Origin of the sequence: Prevotella sp. P6B4 (genome assembly GCF_000619985.1) — a bacterium.
Taxonomy (GTDB): Bacteria; Bacteroidota; Bacteroidia; order Bacteroidales; family Bacteroidaceae; genus Prevotella.
In genome coordinates, this window is the sequence record NZ_JHVE01000008.1 from 1 (window position 1) to 20,292 (window position 20,292).

At 55.6% G+C, this 20,292-nt stretch carries 15 protein-coding genes and 1 pseudogene; 5 read left to right on the forward strand and 11 right to left on the reverse strand.

Annotated features, from left to right (window positions below):
- Both T491_RS17880 and T491_RS17645 read left to right on the forward strand, forming a co-directional pair.
- A pseudogene (locus T491_RS17880) lies at positions 1-237 on the forward strand (DNA-binding protein); the annotation flags it as partial.
- A 73-nt stretch (positions 238-310) separates the two neighbouring features.
- Positions 311-412 carry a smalltalk protein gene (locus T491_RS17645; protein WP_155950061.1) on the forward strand — a complete coding sequence of 34 codons (102 nt, stop codon included), beginning with the start codon at positions 311-313 and terminating at the stop codon, positions 410-412.
- Between the two features lie 112 nt (positions 413-524).
- On the opposite strand, the gene rhaD is transcribed toward T491_RS17645, so the two are convergent.
- From rhaD to T491_RS0106755, 9 genes are all read right to left on the reverse strand, one after another.
- Complete coding sequence (rhaD, locus tag T491_RS0106715) at positions 525-1,349, reverse strand: rhamnulose-1-phosphate aldolase (protein WP_028903215.1); 825 nt, start codon at positions 1,347-1,349, stop codon at positions 525-527.
- Between the two features lies 1 nt (position 1,350).
- A complete protein-coding gene (locus tag T491_RS0106720; RefSeq protein ID WP_036915535.1) occupies positions 1,351-2,682 on the reverse strand; it encodes an MFS transporter in 1,332 nt (443 codons plus the stop codon).
- A 5-nt stretch (positions 2,683-2,687) separates the two neighbouring features.
- Positions 2,688-4,118 carry an arabinose isomerase gene (locus T491_RS0106725; protein WP_028903217.1) on the reverse strand — a complete coding sequence of 477 codons (1,431 nt, stop codon included), beginning with the start codon at positions 4,116-4,118 and terminating at the stop codon, positions 2,688-2,690.
- Positions 4,119-4,131: 13 nt separating this feature from the next.
- Entirely contained in the window at positions 4,132-5,613 is a 1,482-nt protein-coding gene (locus T491_RS0106730; protein ID WP_028903218.1) for a rhamnulokinase family protein, read from the reverse strand.
- Positions 5,606-6,922: a glycoside hydrolase family 28 protein gene (locus T491_RS0106735; protein WP_036915538.1), complete on the reverse strand. Its 1,317-nt coding sequence runs from the start codon at positions 6,920-6,922 to the stop codon at positions 5,606-5,608. The genes T491_RS0106730 and T491_RS0106735 overlap by 8 nt, the downstream gene beginning before the upstream one ends.
- A gap of 8 nt (positions 6,923-6,930) precedes the next feature.
- Positions 6,931-7,248: an L-rhamnose mutarotase gene (gene rhaM, locus T491_RS0106740; RefSeq protein ID WP_028903220.1), complete on the reverse strand. Its 318-nt coding sequence runs from the start codon at positions 7,246-7,248 to the stop codon at positions 6,931-6,933.
- Positions 7,249-7,254: 6 nt separating this feature from the next.
- Positions 7,255-8,877, reverse strand: a complete 1,623-nt coding sequence (locus T491_RS0106745; protein ID WP_028903221.1) for a rhamnogalacturonan acetylesterase — start codon at positions 8,875-8,877, stop codon at positions 7,255-7,257.
- 102 nt (positions 8,878-8,979) lie between these two features.
- The gene (locus tag T491_RS0106750) at positions 8,980-10,104 is read right to left on the reverse strand and encodes a DUF4421 family protein (protein ID WP_028903222.1); all 1,125 of its coding nucleotides are present in this window, start codon (positions 10,102-10,104) and stop codon (positions 8,980-8,982) included.
- On the reverse strand, positions 10,104-11,075 hold the full coding sequence (locus T491_RS0106755; RefSeq protein WP_028903223.1) for an aldo/keto reductase: 972 nt from the start codon (positions 11,073-11,075) through the stop codon (positions 10,104-10,106). The genes T491_RS0106750 and T491_RS0106755 overlap by 1 nt, the downstream gene beginning before the upstream one ends.
- 167 nt (positions 11,076-11,242) lie before the next feature.
- Here T491_RS0106755 and T491_RS15875 point away from each other — a divergent pair, with 167 nt between their 5' ends.
- The gene (locus T491_RS15875) at positions 11,243-13,501 is read left to right on the forward strand and encodes a glycosyl hydrolase 115 family protein (RefSeq protein WP_051523013.1); all 2,259 of its coding nucleotides are present in this window, start codon (positions 11,243-11,245) and stop codon (positions 13,499-13,501) included.
- Between the two features lie 17 nt (positions 13,502-13,518).
- Here T491_RS15875 and T491_RS0106765 read toward each other — a convergent pair whose 3' ends face one another.
- Positions 13,519-14,448, reverse strand: a complete 930-nt coding sequence (locus tag T491_RS0106765; RefSeq protein ID WP_028903224.1) for a LysR substrate-binding domain-containing protein — start codon at positions 14,446-14,448, stop codon at positions 13,519-13,521.
- 109 nt (positions 14,449-14,557) lie between these two features.
- On the opposite strand from T491_RS0106765, the gene T491_RS15880 reads away from it, so the two are divergent.
- Together T491_RS15880 and T491_RS15885 are read left to right on the forward strand one after the other, a co-directional pair.
- Complete coding sequence (locus tag T491_RS15880) at positions 14,558-15,286, forward strand: 4Fe-4S binding protein (protein WP_231480197.1); 729 nt, start codon at positions 14,558-14,560, stop codon at positions 15,284-15,286.
- 114 nt (positions 15,287-15,400) lie between these two features.
- A complete protein-coding gene (locus T491_RS15885) occupies positions 15,401-15,985 on the forward strand; it encodes a pyridoxamine 5'-phosphate oxidase family protein (RefSeq protein WP_081773278.1) in 585 nt (194 codons plus the stop codon).
- A 5-nt stretch (positions 15,986-15,990) separates the two neighbouring features.
- Here the strand turns inward: T491_RS15885 and T491_RS18055 are convergent, their stop codons facing one another.
- Positions 15,991-20,178 carry a beta-galactosidase gene (locus T491_RS18055; protein ID WP_231480198.1) on the reverse strand — a complete coding sequence of 1,396 codons (4,188 nt, stop codon included), beginning with the start codon at positions 20,176-20,178 and terminating at the stop codon, positions 15,991-15,993.
- Positions 20,179-20,292 lie beyond the last annotated feature (114 nt).

Sequence of the window (20,292 nt, forward strand, 5' to 3'; positions counted from 1 at the left end):
AAGAGCGAGCTGGCCAAGACTGCCGTGCAGATTACCTGCTACGACCGCGATGGTAAGGAGGTGAAGCGTGTGACCTCGACCGACGAGGGCAACATTGAGGACCCTGAGCAGGAGAACGGCGAGAACAGCGGTTCAGGTCAGAACGGTGGTAACACTGGCGGCGGCCAGGGTGGCAACACAGGCGGAAACGGCGGTGGCGGCGGTGAGCCTAACCCCGACGGAAGTACCGAAGATTAGCGCTTAGGGGCGAAAGCCCCAGCGCTTTAAAGAAAGTTCAAAGTTCAAAGTTCAAAGTTCAAAGTTTAAAGTTATGAGTAAGAAAGAAAGCATTAAGTTTATCGTGCAGCTGATAGCCTCGATCGCATCGGCTATCCTCACGGCGCTGGGAACGACCTCGTGTATGGGGTATTAGAAAAAAAGACCTGCATCCAGAAAAGGGTGCGGGTCTTTTTTTTATGCCATACAAACAAAGCATGCGCCCCATCATTGGAGCGCATGCTTCTTGTTTGCCAAGAAACGAAAACTTAGCAAGGACGTTTCTTGGGCAGGTGGAACACATCCTGCACTTCCTTCATCTGCGCGGCGGTCATGCCATCGGGCTCACTGCCCATGGCACGGGCACACATATAGATGTTGGCGGCCTTGCAGAGCACATCGGTCTGATCGAAGGCATCCATGATATCGGTACCTACAGCCACCGTGCCATGTTTCTCCCAGAGCACCACATCGTGGGTCTTGATCTGCTCGAGGGTGGCCTCGGCCAGCGCTACCGACGACGGCAGGGCGTAGGGCACAATGCCAATGCCCAGAGGAGCGAACGCCAGCGTCTCGGGGATCATGGACCACAGCACACGGGTCATCTCATCGCCCTTGAGGAAGCGCTGGATATGGCTCATGGCCACCAGCTCGATGGGATGGGTGTGAAGGGTGGCCTTATAGCTCGAACCGGTTTCCAACAGATAGTTCTGCAGCGCCAGGTGGGTGGGCAACTCGGAGGTGGGCACCACCGGCTCGTCGGCAATGACCTCGTAGCTGGCGCAGTCGTCGCAGATGCGGATGATACTGCCGTTCTGCATGGGTTCCTTAGCCAGATCGCGCATGCGCTTGCCGGTGCCCTTACAATAGAAATACTTGCCTTTGAGCTGAGGCAGCGTCATACCAATCTGCTTGACGGGGGCGATGGCAGGCAGCTGACGGCATGCCTCGTCCATATACTCGGTGACGTTAACGGTGATGTTGCCACCATTACGCTCAGCCCAACCTTTCTGCCACAGATAGCCAGTTACCTCGGCTATCTGATATACGACCGCTTTCAACTGCTCGCGGCCTTCCAAAATACTCTTTTCCATATTATATATTTTCTCCGTAACGTTCTTTTGTGATTTGTTCGAGCGACTTGCCGCGCGTGTCGGGCATGCCGATGAGACCCACCAGGAGCGATGCCAGCAGCAGCGCAATCATGCAGTAGGCCGCCAGGGTAAAGCCCTCGCCATTGTCGCCATAGATAAAGGTGAACACCAGTCCCCAAACGGCTGAGAGGCCGCGCACGATGAAGAACATGAGGCCCTGGGCACCGGCACGGAACTTGGCGGGGAACAGCTCGGAGCCCCACAAGGCGTAGAACACCTGGACGGAGCTGCCGTTGTTGACGCCCCACAGGATGGTGAACAGCCAGATGCCAGCGATGGAAGTGACGCCACCACCGATGATGAGGATCCACGCTGTGAGGGCTGCTGCCAAGCCGAAGACATAGAAGAAGCGATGCGCCACCTTATCGACATAGAAGGAGATGATAAAGGTGGTGACCACCACAAACACCCAACTGATGCAACTGAGCATGTTGGCCGTCTCGTTGGTGAGTCCGCCTGCCGTCTCGTAGATGTGGGGCATGAAGAAGCCCATGACACTCGCCACCAGGTTCCAGGTGAGGTAGATGGCTGCCAGGAAAGCCACCGTGCGCACAGCAATGCGATTGGTGAACAGCAGCTTGATGTTATCCACGATACCACTGTTGTGCTGGTCCTTCTGAGCCGTAAACGCCGCACTCTCCTCCAACTGACGCTGCAGGTTCCAGGCTATGAACGCCACGATGAAAAGGGTGGCGAACACCATGCGCGAGCTGAACACCTGGACAGCCGCCTGGGCGGCATCGGCGCCCAGCACCTGATGGGCAAAAGCCTCAACGGGGCCATAGAAGTAGCCCCCGGGCGCCAGCAGCATGCCAAAGAGCAGGATGCACATGGGACCAACGCCCCACGACATCTGCGAGATACAGATGTTGCGGCCGCGGTTGCTCACCTCGGAGCTCTCTGAGATATAGGTCCACGAGGCCGGCACACCGATGCCCACCGAGATGCCGGTGATAAGGAAGCCTGCCAGCAGCATGGGGAAATTGATGGAGAGCATGATGATGAGCACGCCCGTCATATACACCAACAGATTATAGGTAAAGATGAACTTACGACCGAACTTATCCGCCAGGAAGCCACCGATGATGGCACCGATGGCAGCGCCCAGCGCATTGGCGCTCAAGGCATTGAGCCAGCCCAGATGCATCTCACTCAGTCCTAAGTAGTTCTGCCACAGCGTGACACCACTGGCACCGGCCACGATGGCACCGGCATCCAGATAATTATTGAGCGACACCGCCAGGGTGCTCTTTAAACTTCCACTCTTTGCCATAGTCACTATCTGCAAACCACGTCACACTCGATATTCAGAATCTTGGCCACCTTCAGGATGGTGTCGATATGATGGCCCACAGCGGCTGCCATGTGGTGGGTAGGACCAGCCTCGCTCCACTTGTTGACAAACTCACGGCAGCTCAGAGAGAACCTGGTGCGCATGTTGGTATCGCCAAAGGTAAAGATGGGGCCCTCCTCGTTCACACCCTCGGCCACCACGAACTTGAACACGCCGTTCTTATCCTGCGTGATAGCCAGATAGGTGACAGGACCCGTGGGGGGATAGAACTGGGTGAGGTAGCCGCCACCGGCCTTGCCGTGAAACACGGGCACGATCTTCATGGTGGGCTTGCGGGCCTGCGAGATGTCAAAGTCGCCAGAACCGGAGTGGCCGATGATGCAGATATCCTTGGGGAAATCGATGGAATACATCTCGGCCAGCGTGCCGGTGCCACTGATGGTCTTCAGGATGCTCATGGCCATGGCCACCTTCATGTCGCCCTCGACGGCACAGGCGGTGTGCTGCTTGATGAGCATGGAGAAGGCGGGGATGAGCATGGAGTCGAGCTTGCCGGCGATGCCTTGTGCGAAGCCGTCGTAATGCGAGGCAATCATGCCCAGCTGCTCATCCTTGACCCACTGCTCGAAAGCCACCACATACCTGGCCATATCCCACACCTTCTCGATGGTGCCGCCACCCTCGATGTCGAAGGTGTCGAGGATATCCTGCGCCTTGGCACGGATAGCAGCCTCGTCGGTAATATTGTCGGCAATAGCCCACATCTTCTCCCAGTCGAACTGCTTGGTATACACAAACAGGCGGTGGTAGAGGTTGGTCTCATCGATATAGAGATCCATCATGCCCGGATAGGGACGACCAATCTGGGCGATGTTGGTATCGCGGAAACGGCGACGTACCTGGGCGGCACGGCACCAGTCCTCGATCTCGGCCTGTGCTGCCGGATCGCCGCCTTCGACCACACCCGTGATGACAGCCGAACGCTTGCCGGCACGGTTCAGGTCGGCCACCATCTCACCGATGGCGCCACAGGCATAGAGCTCGCCCAACCAAGTGGGGATATCGGTCTTGGCATAGTCGGGGGCCAGCTTCTTCTGGAGGTTCACAATGACCACCGGCACATCGAGGTCGCGCACAGCCGGCAACATATTATAAGAGGTGCAATAGGTGAGCATCTGCAGGATGACGAGATCCACATCGGCAGCGCGGAACTTATCGCCTGCCGCCATGGACTGCTCCTTGGTGGTGACCATACCACCATCGACCACCTCAATGCTATCGGGCAGTGTTTTCTTAAATGCTTCATACTGAGCCTCGAACTCGGGAACGAGCTGAGGGAACTGTGGCAGATAGGCCTGCAGGGCGATAGAGAACACGCCCACTCTTGCTTTCGTTTCTACTAAGGGTTTAGCCATAATTGTTTTGTTATTATTGATTTGTTACTTTCAGATATTTCTCGTAAGCGGCATCCCACAGGGCCTTGTCCTGGGGATGATAGGGCACCAGGTTGATGCTGTTGGCGATGATGCGGCGCATCTGCCAGATGTCGTCGACCAGTCCGGCAGCCTTGGCCTGCACCATAATGTTGCCGATGGCCGTGCCCTCCTGTGGACCTGCCAGTACCTCCACGCCCAGCGAATTGGCTGTGAACTGGTTGAGATACTGGTTGAGCGAGCCGCCACCGATAATGTGGAGCACCTTGAGGTCGAAGGCGGCAAACTGCTGCAGCCACTGGAACACCTGACGATAGCGCAACGCCAGCGAATCGAAGATGCAGCGACAGATGGCCCCAGGCGTCTCGGGCACGGGCTGGCGGGTGTTGCGACAGTACTGCTGGATGGCACCAATCATGGAGGCTGGCGCAGCAAACAGGGCATCGTCGGGGTTGATGAGTGAGCGGAAGGCCTCTACCTGCATGGCCTGGCCCTGCAGCTCGGGATGCGACAGCTGGCGCACCGACTCGGGCCACTCCAGACGGCAGCGCTCATAGAGCCACATGCCACAGATATTCTTCAGGAAGCGGGTGGTGCCTTCGATACCGCCCTCGTTGGTGAAGTTACGGTCGTAGGACAGCTGACTGATGACGGGCTCCCGGGTTTCGATGCCCATCAGACTCCAGGTGCCACTGGAGAGATAGGCAAACTGCTCATTCTGTGCAGGCACGGCGGCCACAGCCGAACCGGTGTCGTGACCAGCCACAGCCACCACGGGCACAGGACCCAGGCCGGTGAGCTGCTGCACCTCATCGGTGAGCACACCAATCTGTGTGCCAGGCATCACCATCCGTCCGAACTTGGAACGGTCGAGTCCCACCGATGCCAACAGGCGCTCGTCGAGCTCCTTGGTGCGCGGGTCGAGCAGTTGGGCGGTCGAGGCAATGGTATATTCGCATACCGCCTGCCCAGTGAGCATCCAACTCAGCGCATCGGGTACAAAGAGTATCTTTTCAGCATGACGGAGGGCGCTGTTGCCCTCCTGCTGCATGGCATGGAGCTGGAACAGCGAGTTGAAATGCAGGAACTGGATGCCTGTTATGCCGTACACCTCCTGACGGGGCATCACATGCGCCAGATAATCATCCATGGCCTGAAAGGTGATGGGGTCGCGATAGGCCCTGGGATTGCGCAGGATGGCATTGTCGGCGCCTATCATCACAAAGTCGACACCCCAGGTGTCGATACCGATGCTGGTGATTGGCAGATCACGGCGTGCCGCCTCTTTCAGACCTTTGATGATCTCGAAATAGAGGGCGTAGATATCCCAGTAATAATGCCCACCCTGAATGATGAGGTTATTGGGAAAACGGGTGAGCTCTTCGAGTTCGAACCGCCCGTTGCTGATATGTCCGATGATGGTTCGTCCACTTGTAGCGCCTAAGTCTACAGAGAAGAAATAGGATGGCTTACTCATATACTATATTTTTCTGATTCGTGTTTGTGACCGGATTCGAGGCGAACACCAGCGGCTGACCGTCGATGGTGAAATCCACAAGTTCATACTTGTCAGATGTCTTCACGTCGTAGGGCGTAGCAGCCTCGACCTGTATGTTGCGTAGGGTGATATTGTTGCAACGGCTCAACGGCATGTCGTCGCGCTTCTCGGGTTTGAAGAACTGCGACCAGGGATGGATGAAGAGGAACCGTTTGCAATGGCCTGTAATGTTCTCCACCGTCACATACTCATAGTGCTGAGGGGTGTCGGGGCGCATCTTGAGCCACAGCACACGATCGGCACGCTCGGTATAGCAGTTACGCAGAATCACATTGCGATCGTGGAGCGACTCGGAGCCCAAGGTGAGGCAGCCGTGCACCTTGCCGTAGTGACAATGCTGGATCAGGATGCGCTCGCAGTTGCCGTTGGTCTCGTCCTTGTCGGCCCAGGTGCCCTTGCCGCCTTTCAGCACCACGGCATCATCGTTCACATGCATATAGCAGCCGTTGATGAGCACATCGGTACAGGCATCGATGTCGATGGCATCGCTCGAGGGCGCACCACGTGTGGGATCGGGGGCCCAGATGTTCTCCGTGGGGGCAAAGATATAGCAGTTGAGATAGCGCACGTGATGGCTCTTATAGACATGATTGGTCCAGAAGGGCGAGTTGACCAGGTGCACATCCTGGATGGTTACATTCCTGGCGTTAGAGATATAGGTGAGGCGTGGGCGCTGGGCGTCCTTGTTGGTGCACTGGGGGTTCCACTTGCGACGGATCCAGAACTCCTGCCAGTAGCTGAGTCCGTTGCCGTCGATGGTACCGCTGCCGCTGATGGTGAATCCATCCACGCCATCGGCATTGACCAGCGCACAGAAATAGGTACAGGTCTCGCCCTCGATACGGGTGGTCATATAAGGAAAGTCGATGATACGGTCGGAGCCTTTCAGACGACCTTTCACATGCAGGTGGGTGCCCTGTTTGAAGAACAGGGCGCCAGTGAGGAAGGTGCCCTGGGGGATGACCACCACGCCCCCACCCGCCTGTGCGGCGCGGTCGATGACGGCCTGGATGGCCTTGGTTTGCACCAGGGTGGAGTCACACTTCACCCCATAGTCGGTAATCACATACTGCGGACCCAGCTTGGCGACATCCACCTTGGTGGTGTCCTTGAACCAGGCGTCCATCTGGGTACCATCGGGCCACCGCTCTACGATGGTTTTCTTCTTGGTCTTGGCGCCTGCCGTGAGCACCAGCACCGAGAGCAACACGATTAAAAGTTTGTTCATAGGGGCATTCAGTCTAGATGAAACACTTCCTGTAAAGGCTTGGTTACCGGCGAGTTGTCGGGGTTCACCTCCATGATGTCGGCCATCATGTCCCACCATTTCTGGGTGATGGGGTCCACGTTAGTGGTGTCCTGCGAGTTACCCTCGCCCTCACACTCCTGGTAACCGAAGAGGATGTTGGTCTCTTTGTCCCAGTAGATGCTGTAGTTGCTCACGCCGCCATCCTTGATCATCTGCACCAGCTCGGGCCAGATGGCAGCATGCCGGCGCTCGTATTCCTTTTCGCAGCCTGGTTTCAGCTGCATCTTAAAAGCAAATCGTTTCATTTGGTTTTATTTCTTTTTCAAATAGTTTGCTAATACACTGTGGTTATCCCTGAGACCCTTGGCCACGCACTGGGCATTGGTCTTAGCACCCAGAAGCGAGGTGTGGGTATGGTCGCGCTTATAGTATTTCTGGGCGCGGGCCTTACTGCCGCATTTCTTGTCGAGCAGGTCGGCAGCGATATTATGCAGGTCGACCAGTTCTACGCCTGTCTCCTCTGCCACCTGGCGATACCACTTACCATAACTATCGTTACGGCGCTCGATCTTGCCGTCGGTCCACTCGTTGCGCGGGGTGAGCGACACCAGGATGGGGGTGGCACCCTTCTCGCGCACATCCTGGATAAACTTCTTGAGATACCAGCCAAACGAGTAAACCACCTCGTAATGTCCAGTATCCAATTTGTACACATGACAGGTGTCGCTGGCTGTGGCGATGGCACCCCGATACTTAGGCTTATCGATGACGCTGATATCGTTATGGCCGAACTGGATGAGCACGAAGTCGCCTGGCTGCAGGCTGTTATACACCTTGTCCCAGCGGCCCTCGTTCAGATAGGAGCGGCAGCTGCGTCCGGCCATAGCGGCATTGACGATGCTGATACGTCGCTCATCAAACACCGTGCCCGCCTGTGAGCCCCAGCCCCACATGCCATCGGTTTCCTTATCCTCATTCTTCACCGTACTGTCGCCGGTGATAAACACCACGGGCTTGCCACCTGTGCGGTCCACCTCATAGCTGGCGGGCACCACACCACGCATCATGGCCTGCAGCGGACGGAGGGCGGGGTTGTGACTGGCCATCAGACCCTCGGCAGCGCTCTGAGCGTTCATCATGGCACCAAAACGGCTGGTATGAATCTTGTCGAGAAAGAAATGGTAGCTGGTTTTCCAGGCACCATAACGGTCGAGTTTCCGCCCAGAGAGCTCGTTCAGATCGACAAAGGGCACACCTTCCTCAGCGGCTACCTGCATGAGCCACTGGGTGTGGGGTTTACGCACGATGCGTCCCTGCTCGTCGTAGGCGTTGCGTGGGGTGAGCGACATCAGGATGGGGTTGCCGCCCTGCTGGCGCACATCGCGGATATAGCGGCGCATGTAGCCGCCATAGGTATAGACCGTTTCATGCACACCGGTCTCCTTGATCACCACCTGGAGCGAGTCGTCGCCCACTCCGGGGATAGAGGCACGGGCACGACCTTCATCATAGGGACCGTTGTCATTATGTCCGATAGAAATAATCACCCAGTCGCCCGGACGGATGGCCTGTTTGATAGGCCGCCACAGCTGGTTATAAAAGGTTCGGCTGCTCATGCCGCCCAAGGCCTGGTTCTCGACTGTTATCTTGGTGGGGTCGAAATAATTATGGGCATAGTAGCCCCAGCCCCACTGACCATTGTTGCCGTTGCCCAGTGTACCCGTTCGCATGGTAGAGTTGCCTATCAGGAACAATACCGGGTTGGTGCCCACACGACTCGAGCCTGGCATAGGGCGCGCCGTCATGGCCTGGGCTATACTGTCGGGGGTGTTATCCACCACACCGTTCACATCTTTCGGGGCTTCGGGCACTTGCGCCGCAGCCACCATCGACATACCCATGAAAAGGAGTGATATACCGCTTTCTTTGATCATCATTTTTTGTTTTAGTAATTTTGCTGCAAAGATAGCATGTTTTGCCGAATTTCAATATAAAATCCGTTCGTTTTCCTATACTATCGTACGATTTTGACAGGATTATAACCTCAGTCCGACAGAGGTATTTATAAACCAGTCGTTGAGATGACCGCTGGTGTGCTGGTGGCTGTAGCGGAAGTTATTGAACTGGCCATAGGCGTTGATAAACCAACGGTCGAAGTTATAGGTCACAGACAGACGGGCATCAAAGTTCACCGTCATACCGCTATTAAATGTCTTGCTGCCCATGGGTGTCACTCTCAGATGGCCGTAGAACCACTCGTCCCATTCCTCGTCAGAGATATCGGCATCGAACATCGGATCCTGGGCGAGCTGCTCCACATTGGTAGCAAAACCATAGGCCCTGATTTTATTGACAACAGTGAGCATAGGCATGGCCATGGCGCTCACCAGCAGCCCGCGCGCCGGCACCCAGTTGTAGGCATAACCGATGCCCACACTGCCCTGCCACAGCTTGACCTTGCCCAGTCCGTGCATCAGATAGACAAGATCGCCGTTCAGGTCGTTGGAATAGTCGACATGTCCGTAATAGTACATCGCGCCAGCCATCAGCGAGCCTGCTGAGCGTTTCTGTATCACACTCTGGTCATAGGCGGCCGCATACGAGAAGCGCTTACCGTTGAAAAGGTAGTAGCCATCAGCAATGACGGTACGCACCTTGATGGGATTCATCAGCTGCACCTCCTGCCAGTCTTCCTCGTGACCCTCAGCGATGATCGAGCTCTCCAGATTGAAATCGGGGTGATCGTTCTCAAAGTTGTGTATGCGCACGTTCAACCCATAGGCACCACCTGTGGCACCAAAGGTGAGATAGCTACCCTTGTCGCCACCCACGTTCACGGTATAGCCGAAGCCATAGCCGCGATAGCCGGCCCATAGTCCCACATACTGCGAAGGCTCGGTCTTCAGATAGGGTTGTGCCGTATAGGGGATGCCCTCCAGTTCGCCTGCCGCTTTCATACTCAGGATACTCTGGTTCACATTGCCACGCACAATGAGCTGCCAGGGATGCTGAGGGGCATCGATATAGCGGCGGTCGAGCCCCTTCACCGACATGGAGTCGATGAAGGAGCCCAACTTATGCAGATAGTCCTTCACTATCTGAGCCTGCCCGGGAAGAACGCCACCAAGGGCAACGATAACAACCAGGACCCACTGTTTCATTACACCTCCGCATCAAAAGGCGCTGCACTCACACAGCGCAGGTTCTTTTCCAGCTGAGCCGTAGAGCTGGCACCCACCAGCACTGAGGTGACACCACGCTGATGCAGAATCCAAGCCAGTGCCATCTCTGCAAGGGTCTCACCACGGCGCTCTGCCACCTGGTTATAGGCACGCAGCTTGTCCAACAGCTCGGGCGTGAGCATCTCCTCGCGCAGGAACTTGCCCTTCGACATACGACTATCAGCAGGTATGCCGTTCAGATAGCGGTCGGTGAGCAGACCCTGTGCCAGTGGCGAGAAGGCGATAAAGCCCACACCCTTCTCGGCACAGAAATCCAGGATACCCGTTTCCTGAGGTTTACGGTCCAGCATGTTCAGGCGTCCCTGATAGATGAGCAGAGGCACGTCGTGGGCCTTGAGATACTCATAGCCAAACTTCAGCAGCTCAAGGGGCCAGTTTGAGATGCCCACGTAGAGCGCCTTGCCCTGGCGCACAATATCGACGAGCGCCTGAAGCGTCTCCTCGAGCGGGGTCTCAGGGTCGTAGCGGTGACTGTAGAACAGGTCTACATAATCTATCTTCATGCGTTTCAGACTCTGGTCGAGACTGGCCATCAGGTATTTTCTCGAGCCCCAGTTGCCATAAGGTCCAGGCCACATGTCGTAGCCAGCCTTGCTCGAGATGAAGAGCTCGTCGCGATAAGGACGGAAATCCTCGTCCATGAGGCGTCCCATGGTCTCCTCGGCTGAGCCATATACAGGGCCGTAGTTGTTGGCCAGATCAAAATGCGTGATGCCATGATCAAAGGCATAGTGCGTAATCTCACGGCTGCGCTCATAAGGATCGACGCTACCGAAGTTATGCCAGAATCCCAGGCTCACCTTTGGCAGCAACACACCCGAGCGCCCACAGCGCTCAAACTCCATTCCATTGTCGTAGCGGTTCTTATCCGCAAAGTAATTTTCCCTCATAACATATTTCAGTTTTAGCTTTTTCTGCTGCAAAGATAGCGATTTATTGCGAAACATAATCAGTAATTCCGTCCATTTTTGTACAAAATTGTATCTTTTCGAATATTTTTCGAACTATATTATGGTACTTATTCCTAAATTTGCACCAAGAATTCAACTAAAACGTTATGAATATAAAAAGAGTACTTGCTATCGCAGTTTTCCAACTTACATTTTTAGTCTCACAGGCTGAGGTGGTATGGTTTGACGGACTGCATCCGATAACCTATCAGATACCGAAGAAGGTAGAACCCGTTGTAAAGACGGCCCTTGACATGTGGATGGGCGACATGCAACAGGTAACGGGAATGCGCCCTATGGCCTCAGCAAACGGCATCATTAAGGTAACCCCTAACCCGTCATTACCTCATGACGGATTCAGGATTCAAGTAAACAGAGGAAGAATCCTGATCGAAGGGGGTAATGGTCGCGGCATGGCCTATGGGCTGCTGGAGCTGTCACGCCTGGCAGGCGTATCGCCCTGGATATGGTGGGGCGACGTGGTGCCAGAAAAGCGGAGCCGACTGGTGCTAAATGATGACTTCAGGACGGAGCAACAGCCCAGCGTGGCCTATCGTGGCATTTTCCTGAACGACGAGGACTGGAGTCTGCGCCCGTGGAGTCACAAGACCTATGAGCCATCAGGAAAAAGCCAGATTGGACCGAGAACCTATCGTAGGATCTTCGAGTTGATGCTCCGTTTACGCGCCAACACCATCTGGCCCGGCATGCATCCCGGCACAACGGCCTTCTTCAAGATTCCCGGCGCAAAGGCGATGGCCGACTCGTGTGGCATCGTGATTGGCACATCGCATTGCGAGCCGCTGCTTCGCAACAATGTTGACGAGTGGCAGGTGGCGGAACGGGGTGCCTTTAACTATCGCACCAATCGCCAACAAGTGCACCAATACTGGATAGAACGCCTGCAAGAGGTCAGGAAGTCGAAAGATAACATGTTCACCATCGGCATGCGCGGCATACACGACAGCTCGATGGAAGGCTACCAAACCGAACAGGAAAAATTCGATGCCCTCCAACAGGTCATCGACAACCAGCAGGCACTCCTGCGCCAACACGTAGGAGATCCTGCCAAGCTGATGCAGGTGTTCGTGCCCTACAAGGAGGTACTACAGCTATATGAAAAAGGATTGCGCGTGCCCGACTATGTCACCTTGATGTGGTGCGACGACAACTATGGTTACATGACACGTCTGTCGAATGCCAGGGAGCAGCAGCGCCCAGGCGGTGCAGGCGTGTATTACCACCTGAGCTATTGGGGGCGGCCACACGACTACCTCTGGTTAACCACCACCCAGCCGGGCCTTATCTATAACGAGATGCGTGAGGCCTACCAACACAACGTACGCAAGCTCTGGATAGCCAACGTTCACGATCCGAAGGTGGCTGCCTATGACCTGGAGTTGTTTCTCGATCTGGCCTGGAACATCAACTGTGTAGAAGGTCATACACTCACAAACCATCTGGCAGCCTGGCTATGCCGGCAGTTTGGTCAGGAAGCCGGCAAGCGGCTCCTACCCGTGATGCAGGCGTTCTACCGTCTGTGCGGGGAGCGCCGCCCCGAGTTTATGGGCTACATACAGGTAGAACTCGACAAGCAGAAATACCCTCGCGGACTCTCACCTGTTGGCGCTGCGCCCCTCTCACCTATCGAGGCAGCCCAGCGCCTGTCAGCCTTCCTGCACCTCAAGGCCGAGATCACGGCCATCCGTCCGCTTGTTCGCTGCGAACTGGGCGATGCCTTCTTTGCGGCTATCGAATATCCTGTCTTTGCAGCCGCAGCCATGAACACCAAGATACTGAGTGATTCCATAGAGAGCCATCGCGCCTACGAAGAGATACAAGCACTGACCAGGCATTACAACGAGATGAATGGTGGCAAATGGCGCTATCTGATGGATGCCGCCCCACGGAGGCTCCCAGTGTTCGAAAATGTGCATGCCCAGCTAACAGGTACCGACCAGCCTTGCATCATGAAGCGCGATGCCGCTGATTACCAGTCGGCCACCGATGGGGTACGCATCATCCAGATGTTAGGGCATAGCATGCATGCCGTAGCCATGCCTAAGGACGGGCAGCTTACTTACGAGATAGAGATTGCTGCTGAGGACGATTACACCCTGCAGACCGCCCTCATCCCTACCCAGCCAAACGACAATGGCGACTTGCGATTCAGCGTGACCATCGATAATGAACAGCCTGTGGTTTATTCACTCAAAGAGCCATTCCGTTCCGAACGCTGGAAGCAGAATGTATTGAGCGGACAAGCTGTTCGCGATACCAAGGTACACCTGCACCAAGGGCACCACACCATGACACTGCGTGCCCTCGATGCCCATATCGTATTCGACCAACTACGTATTTTTTAATCATTCTGTTCGGTACGTCACCCTAGTTTGACGCCATACTTGGCGATGCGGTCCTCCATCATGCCAGCAGGCATGAATCGAAGGAGTGTTTTGGTGATGGTATTCAGCATGGCCTGGCGGATGTAATCCTCGCGGATGTAGAGCGACACACGGCGCTGCGACAGGTAATCGCCCTCGATACGGCGCACATTCTCACGCTGTTCATCACTAAGGAACGGCAGGTGCATCTCGGGGATAATGGTAAAACCGCCGTTCTCATCTACGATACGGATAAGGGTGTCGATACTGCCAGCCTCGTACACCCTGCGCCCCTTGGTGCGCGCCTTGCAGAAGCTGAATGCGCTTTCGCGCAGGCACTGGGCATCGCGCATAATCCACATCTTTTCGTGTTCCAGATTCTCGGGATGGAACACGGGTAACTTGCGCCAGCAGTCAGCCGCAAGATACACCATAAACTTCTCGGTATAAAGCGGTATCTCGAGTATGCCTTGACGTGCCTGTCCGCTGATGGCGATGGCGGCATCGATATGCCCTAACTGCAGTTCGGCCAGCATGGCATCGCCCTTCAGCTCGTTAATGGTCAGCCGCACCTGCGGATAATCCTCGGTGTAATAACGGATAAACTTGGGCAGGATATAGGGCGAGATGGTGGGACCCACGCTCAGTCGAAGCTCGCCAGTCACATCGCTCCTGTCTTCGCTCACCAACTCATTGATACGCTCAGCCTCAGCGATGGCACGCTCTGCCTGACGGATAATTTTTCCGCCAGCAATCGTGGGTGTTACACTTTTGTTGCTACGCTCAAAAATGCGCACGTCGAGCTCATCTTCCAACTTAACCAACATGGCACTCAAGGTGGGTTGCGAGATGCCTAAGGCATCGGCAGCCTTGGCAAAACTACGATAGCGATCGATAGCTACAATGTACTTTAGTTGCTGTAGGGTCATACGTTCCAGATCATTATAATAGATTACATCGATGCAAAGATAGATAAAATAATTCGTATGTCTATCAAAATATGCGTAATTTTGCACCGTGAAAACAAAAAAGGTAAAAATGATGACTCAAGAAGAAACAAAAAAGAAAACAACAAAGAAGCAATTCCATCGCCACTTTGAAACACCAGGGCGACCACTATATTGGATTATCATCGCCTATATCATCCTTGGCTGGCTCTTCCCAGTAATTGGTTTAGCGGCCATCATCTGTATGGTTGGCCCCGTGCTGTTCAGCATCTGGCGAGGCCGCTGGTGGTGCGGCAACGTTTGTCCGCGTGGCAATCTGTTCAGCCAACTGCTGTCGAAATACTCGCCCCACCGCGAGATACCTAAGTTTGTGCGCTCCTTCGGGTTCCGCTTGTTTATGGTGTTTTTTATCTTCACCATGTTTGGCATACAGCTGAGCTTTGTGCCCTGGAGCGAAGGCGGACTGGCCATGTGGGCTGGCATCGGCATGGTGTTCTGGAAAATTATTGTGGCTACCACTATCGTTGGTGTGGTATTGGCATTCATCTATGCCCCACGCACTTGGTGCACATTCTGCCCCATGGGAACCATCTCAAACTGGGTGTCGCCCAAAAAGGCCCCACTGCCCAAGGCATATACCAACGTACACGTATCGAGCGCCTGTCAGATGAAGTGCAAGAGCTGTGCCCGCGTATGCCCCATGCAGCTCACGCCCTACGACTCGCGCGGCCAGGAATCGGGCTACCTGCACCCCGACTGCATCAAGTGCGGCAAGTGTACTCTGGCCTGCCCCACGAAGATTATGACCATTGAACATTGAATTCAAACACAAAATCACAATAAAGCATAAAAGATGCGAATGAAAGTCTCAGGCATAGCGATATGTCTGGGATTTTTTGTACTTTAGCGGCCTGATACAAAGATTAAAGGAAAAATGAGAAAAGTAAGCAGAGAGATGGATGCCGCCTTTGCACTGGAGGTGCTGGACAAGGCTCCATACGTGACAGTAAGCATGACGCGCCCCGACGGCACTCCTTACGGATTGCCCCTGTCGCTGGCGCGTACCGATGAGAAAACATTTTATTTCCACTGTGCCTTGGAGGGCGACAAGTTGGACTGCATAACCCATCAGCCGACGGTATTCCTGTCGGCTGTCACTAAATGTGCGCCTACGGTTGGCCCTAAGGACGGCAGTTTTACCCTGCAATTCAAATCGGCCACAGCCGTAGGTAAGGCAGAGCTGGTGAACGATCGCGAAGAGAAGATAGCAGCACTGCGAGCCATCTGTGAGCGATTCCTACCACACCACATGGCGGCATTCGACGATGCCATCGCCCGCAGTCTGGACCATACAGCCGTAGTGCGCATCACCCTGACAGAGCCTCCTGTTGGCAAGCGCAAACAGTACGACAAACAGGGCGAAGAGATGACCGGACAGAGCAGCGAGAGCCATCATGCTTGCATGAATGACCGAGTCGCGAAGGACGGAGACGCAGTCAAATACGGCCGTATGGAGTAAACCCACTAAAACCTGATATCGAATTTATATTCGGGGATGACTTCTACCTGCTGGATATCTACTACAGGGCCGTGTTCGAAATCGGGCACGGCTTTTTGGGGCAGATCGCCTAAGAAGGGGGCGTTCTTGCGCAGCGGACGGAAATAGAACGTCAGCGGGTCGGTCTTCAGATCGTCGGCATAGCGCTTCAAGCCAATCGTCCAAGGCTCGCCATGGTAGAACTCGTCCTGCATCAGCTGACCCTTCATAAACGCCATAGCCACATCGCCCACGTAATTGATGCGCAGGAAATACTCCTGTACCTGGGATGATTGACCATTATCCAACACCTTAACCGACATGCGGCGAGGACCAGCCTGCTTGACCTCGAACTGGGGCTCGACGGGGGCTACGCTGGCTGTCTGAGCCTTAAAGCCCTGCTTGCTGGGATACACCACATAGCTGACCTGATGGTTGCCCAGACTGAGCAGCGTGGCACCATCGGCTGTAGGCAGCACGGTGGCATCAGTTATCAGCAGTTTGCCGTTAACCTTCAACGCATTCAGCGCCTGCTGGCGGGTGAGCGTGGTAACCTTAATGCCCTTATAAGTAAAGGTGCTCTTAAAGCCAGGTACCGGGCGGAACACCTTGCCACCAGCAAACACAAACTCAGGCTTAACACCTTCGGGGGCAAAGAAGATATAGTGAGGTGTGCCCTTGTCCTGAAGCTTCATGAGTAGCTGGGCTGTGGCATACTTGAGCTGCGCACCGTCCATATCGAGATTGAAGGGCAGAATCATGCTTTCGTCCTTAGGAAGCATAACGGGGATAGAGATGGTTTCGTTTTTCAAGTTGAGTTTTACCACGCCCGACTGGTCGTGGCGCAGGGTGTCGTGGTCCTGGAAGTTGACCATAAACAGGAAGCCGCTGCCATCCTTGATACGGGCAGCATAGCGCAGGTGGTCGCGGTTACCGGGCGTCATCTGCTGCCAATCGGCTGGCAGAACGGGTTCCATGGGCGCCAGCAGATGGCCGAAATCGGCTAAGAAGGTGTGGAGCAGGCGCAGGTTGCGATACATCTTGCCTTCGAGTCCGAACTCGCCGATAGGTGCCTGGAAATCATAGCTTATCTTGGGCATGCCCATAGGCTCGTCCTGGAACGAGCCCACACCGCCTATCTGCTTGGGCGTGCTGCCTCCGTGATACATATAGTAGCCGATGCCATTACTACCGCTACCCAAGGTGCGCACCATCAGGCCCTCGGCTGCCTCGGCTGTGACGATGGGACGGGCGCTGTAGATCATCTGTATACCAGCGCCCATCTCGGCACAGAACGAGGGGTAATCGGCAGGGTTATAACGCGTAGGCGCATAATCGGCCTCTTTGGTGAGATCCTTGAACATCAGGAATTTCGACATGTGAGGCTTAGCCCAGAAGGGATAGGTATAGGCGGCTGTGACGGGGATGGCCTCGCCCTCGATGACAGCGGCATTACCCCACCCTGTGGCGGTGTAGAAAGGTACATCGATACCAGCCTCGACGGCCATCTGCTTGAGCAGCTGCATGTGCAGGGTGCCCATCTCGGCACCAGTGGCCTTGCGTGCCTGGTTGCCCACACCTATCATAGCCTCGCCGGCATTGTAGCTGGCAGCCGTATTATCCTTGGGCTCGCCTGGATAGCAGATGGCCCAGGGGGCAGCCGAATGCTGCATCTCGTTCTCAACCTGACAGCCGATAATAGGGCCGCCATCCTTATAATACAGGCCCTGCAACTGCTTACCGATCTCGGTATAGAGGCGCTTCACCAGTTTCAGGTATTCGGGATCGTTGCTGCGCACCTCCAAAGGTTTGGCAAAGAGCCAATCGGGGAATCCGCCACTACGGATCTCGCCATGACAGAAGGGGCCGATACGCACAATCACAGCCATATCGTGCTTCTGACAGAGCTCGACAAAGCGGCGCAGGTTACGCTGACCGTCCCAACGAAACTGGCCCTCGACCTCCTCATGCAAACTCCAGAACACATAGGTGGGGATAACGGTTACGCCCCCCGCCTTCATCTTCAGGATCTCCTCCTCCCACTGCTCGGCAGGATAGCGCGAGAAGTGGAACTCGCCCATCACGGGGATGACGGGTTTGCCTGCCATCGACATGTAGAAGTTGTTGATATCGATGCGCTCGCCCTTGGGATTAGCACCACCCATACGCAGGTGGTCGCTACGAATAGCCTTGGGCTGTGCAGGCTCGGTGAGCTGGTACTCACGCGGGGGCTGCAGTGACTTCAGGAAGGGATTGACCGTTGGGTCGGGGCCCAGATAGAAACCGGGCTCGGAGGGCTGGTTATAGCCCACATTCTGGGCTGCGGTGGATAAGCGGTAAGGGATATCCTCCATGAGGCTGTTGATGCGATAGGCTGTGGGGATGGGCGACACATAGATGCGCAACTCGCTGTTATCGGGGGTGCGGGCGACAACCTCCTCGCGCCAGTCGCCAAGGATATCGGCCGACAGGCAGGGGTTGGACTTGGTCCAGTTGTTGAACACCACGCCATCGAACCTGGTCACATCCTTCATGGTATGGTTCTGCCAATCGTACTTGCTCACCGCCTCGTGGTCGAGCAGCTCGCGAAGCAGGTCGCCATCCCACCAGATGCCGAAGTTGACAGAGAGGTAGCGGCCACCTAACTTCAGATGCTGTTTGTGCTGCGGGTCGTCAGGATCTTCGGCGGAATAGAGCACCTCGCCTTTCAGCGTGCGGATGCCATGACTATCGGTACTCCACATCTCGAGTCCGGGATTGGTGGGGTCGATATCGGCTGCCATGCAGCGACCTACATCGTTCTTGGAGGGCACCTGGAAGATGACCTTGCCAGTACGGGCATCGCGGAAGTCGGAGCCGTCGCGACGGTTCTCGTGGCAGTCCCACACCTGCAGGTCGGTGCTCTGCGGATTGAAGCACATCAGGTGGATGGCATCGCCATGACCCATGCCTGTGTTATAGAGGCCTCGACCATCGTGATCGACAGCCATCGAGCCATAGGTAATCTCATCGCAGCCGTCGCCATCGACATCAGCCACGCGCAGGTTGTGGTTGCCCTGCCCTGCATAGGCTGCCCACGCGGGCTGGAGGGTATCGAACACCCAGTGCTGCTTCAGCTCGCGGCCGTCCCAGTCCCAGGCTGCCAGCACGGTGCGGGTGTAGTAGCCACGACAGAAGATGGCCGAGGCATGCTTGCCATCGAGATAGCCCACAGCTGCCAGGAAGCGGTCGGAACGGTTGGCATAGTTGTCGCCCCAGTCGCTCAGGTTGCCACGTTCGGGCACATAGGGCTGGGTGGCCAAGGCCGTGCCAGTAAGACCGTCGAACACGGTGAGGTATTCATTGCCAGTAAGGATGCGCCCTGTCTTGGGGCGGCCCTGCTTGTTGTATTTCGCCCATTCAGGCGTGGGCAGAGGCTGCTCGGCATCGGCAGGCGCACGGTGGCGATAGTCGGCCTGGGCATCGCCTATCACCCTACCCTTGCCATCGCGGGTGCCATCGCTGGTACGGACCATGAACTCAGCACGTCCGTCGCCATCAAGGTCGTAGAAAATAAAGGGGGTGTAATGGGCGCCACTGCGCACGTTGATGCCCAGATCGATGCGCCACAACAGGGTGCCATCCAGACGGTAGCAATCAAACAGCGTAGGGCCGGTATAGCCGTCGTGGGCATTGTCGTGGGCGTTGGTGGGGTCCCACTTCAGCACAATCTCATACTGTCCGTCGCCATCCACATCGGCCACACTGGCATCGTTGGCAGTATAGCCGAACGGCTTACCATCGGGGGTGGTACCACCAGCTGGCTGTTGCAGCTTGATGGGCAGATAGCCCTCAGGGGCATTGGCACGCAACGTGAAACGACCGTTGCGGGCGCCGCCTCGCACCTCGTAGGTGGCATCGCTGGCGAGCGGTGCCTGATCGATATAGAAAGTGCCGCCCTCGCGCAGCGGCTGCTGGGTGAGTTTACGCCCGTTGCGATACACACTGAACGGCTGCCCGACAGCATCGCTGCTGAGCGTGCGCCAGCTGACCACAACCTGCTTGCCACTGCGGATGGCAACCACACCACGGTTCAGATGTTCGCGCTGAATATGCTGCATGTCATAGCGTGGTTGGGCCTGCAGCATGACGGCTGCCAACAGCAGTAAAACGGTTGTTAAAGTAGAGCTTCTCATCGTTGTTTTTGGTTTTTGCTGCAAAATTAGTGTTTATTTTCCATACTCAGCCAACTATTTTATCCGAAAACATGCATTTTTGTCCGTTTACAAGTCCATTAATCGGAAAATAAT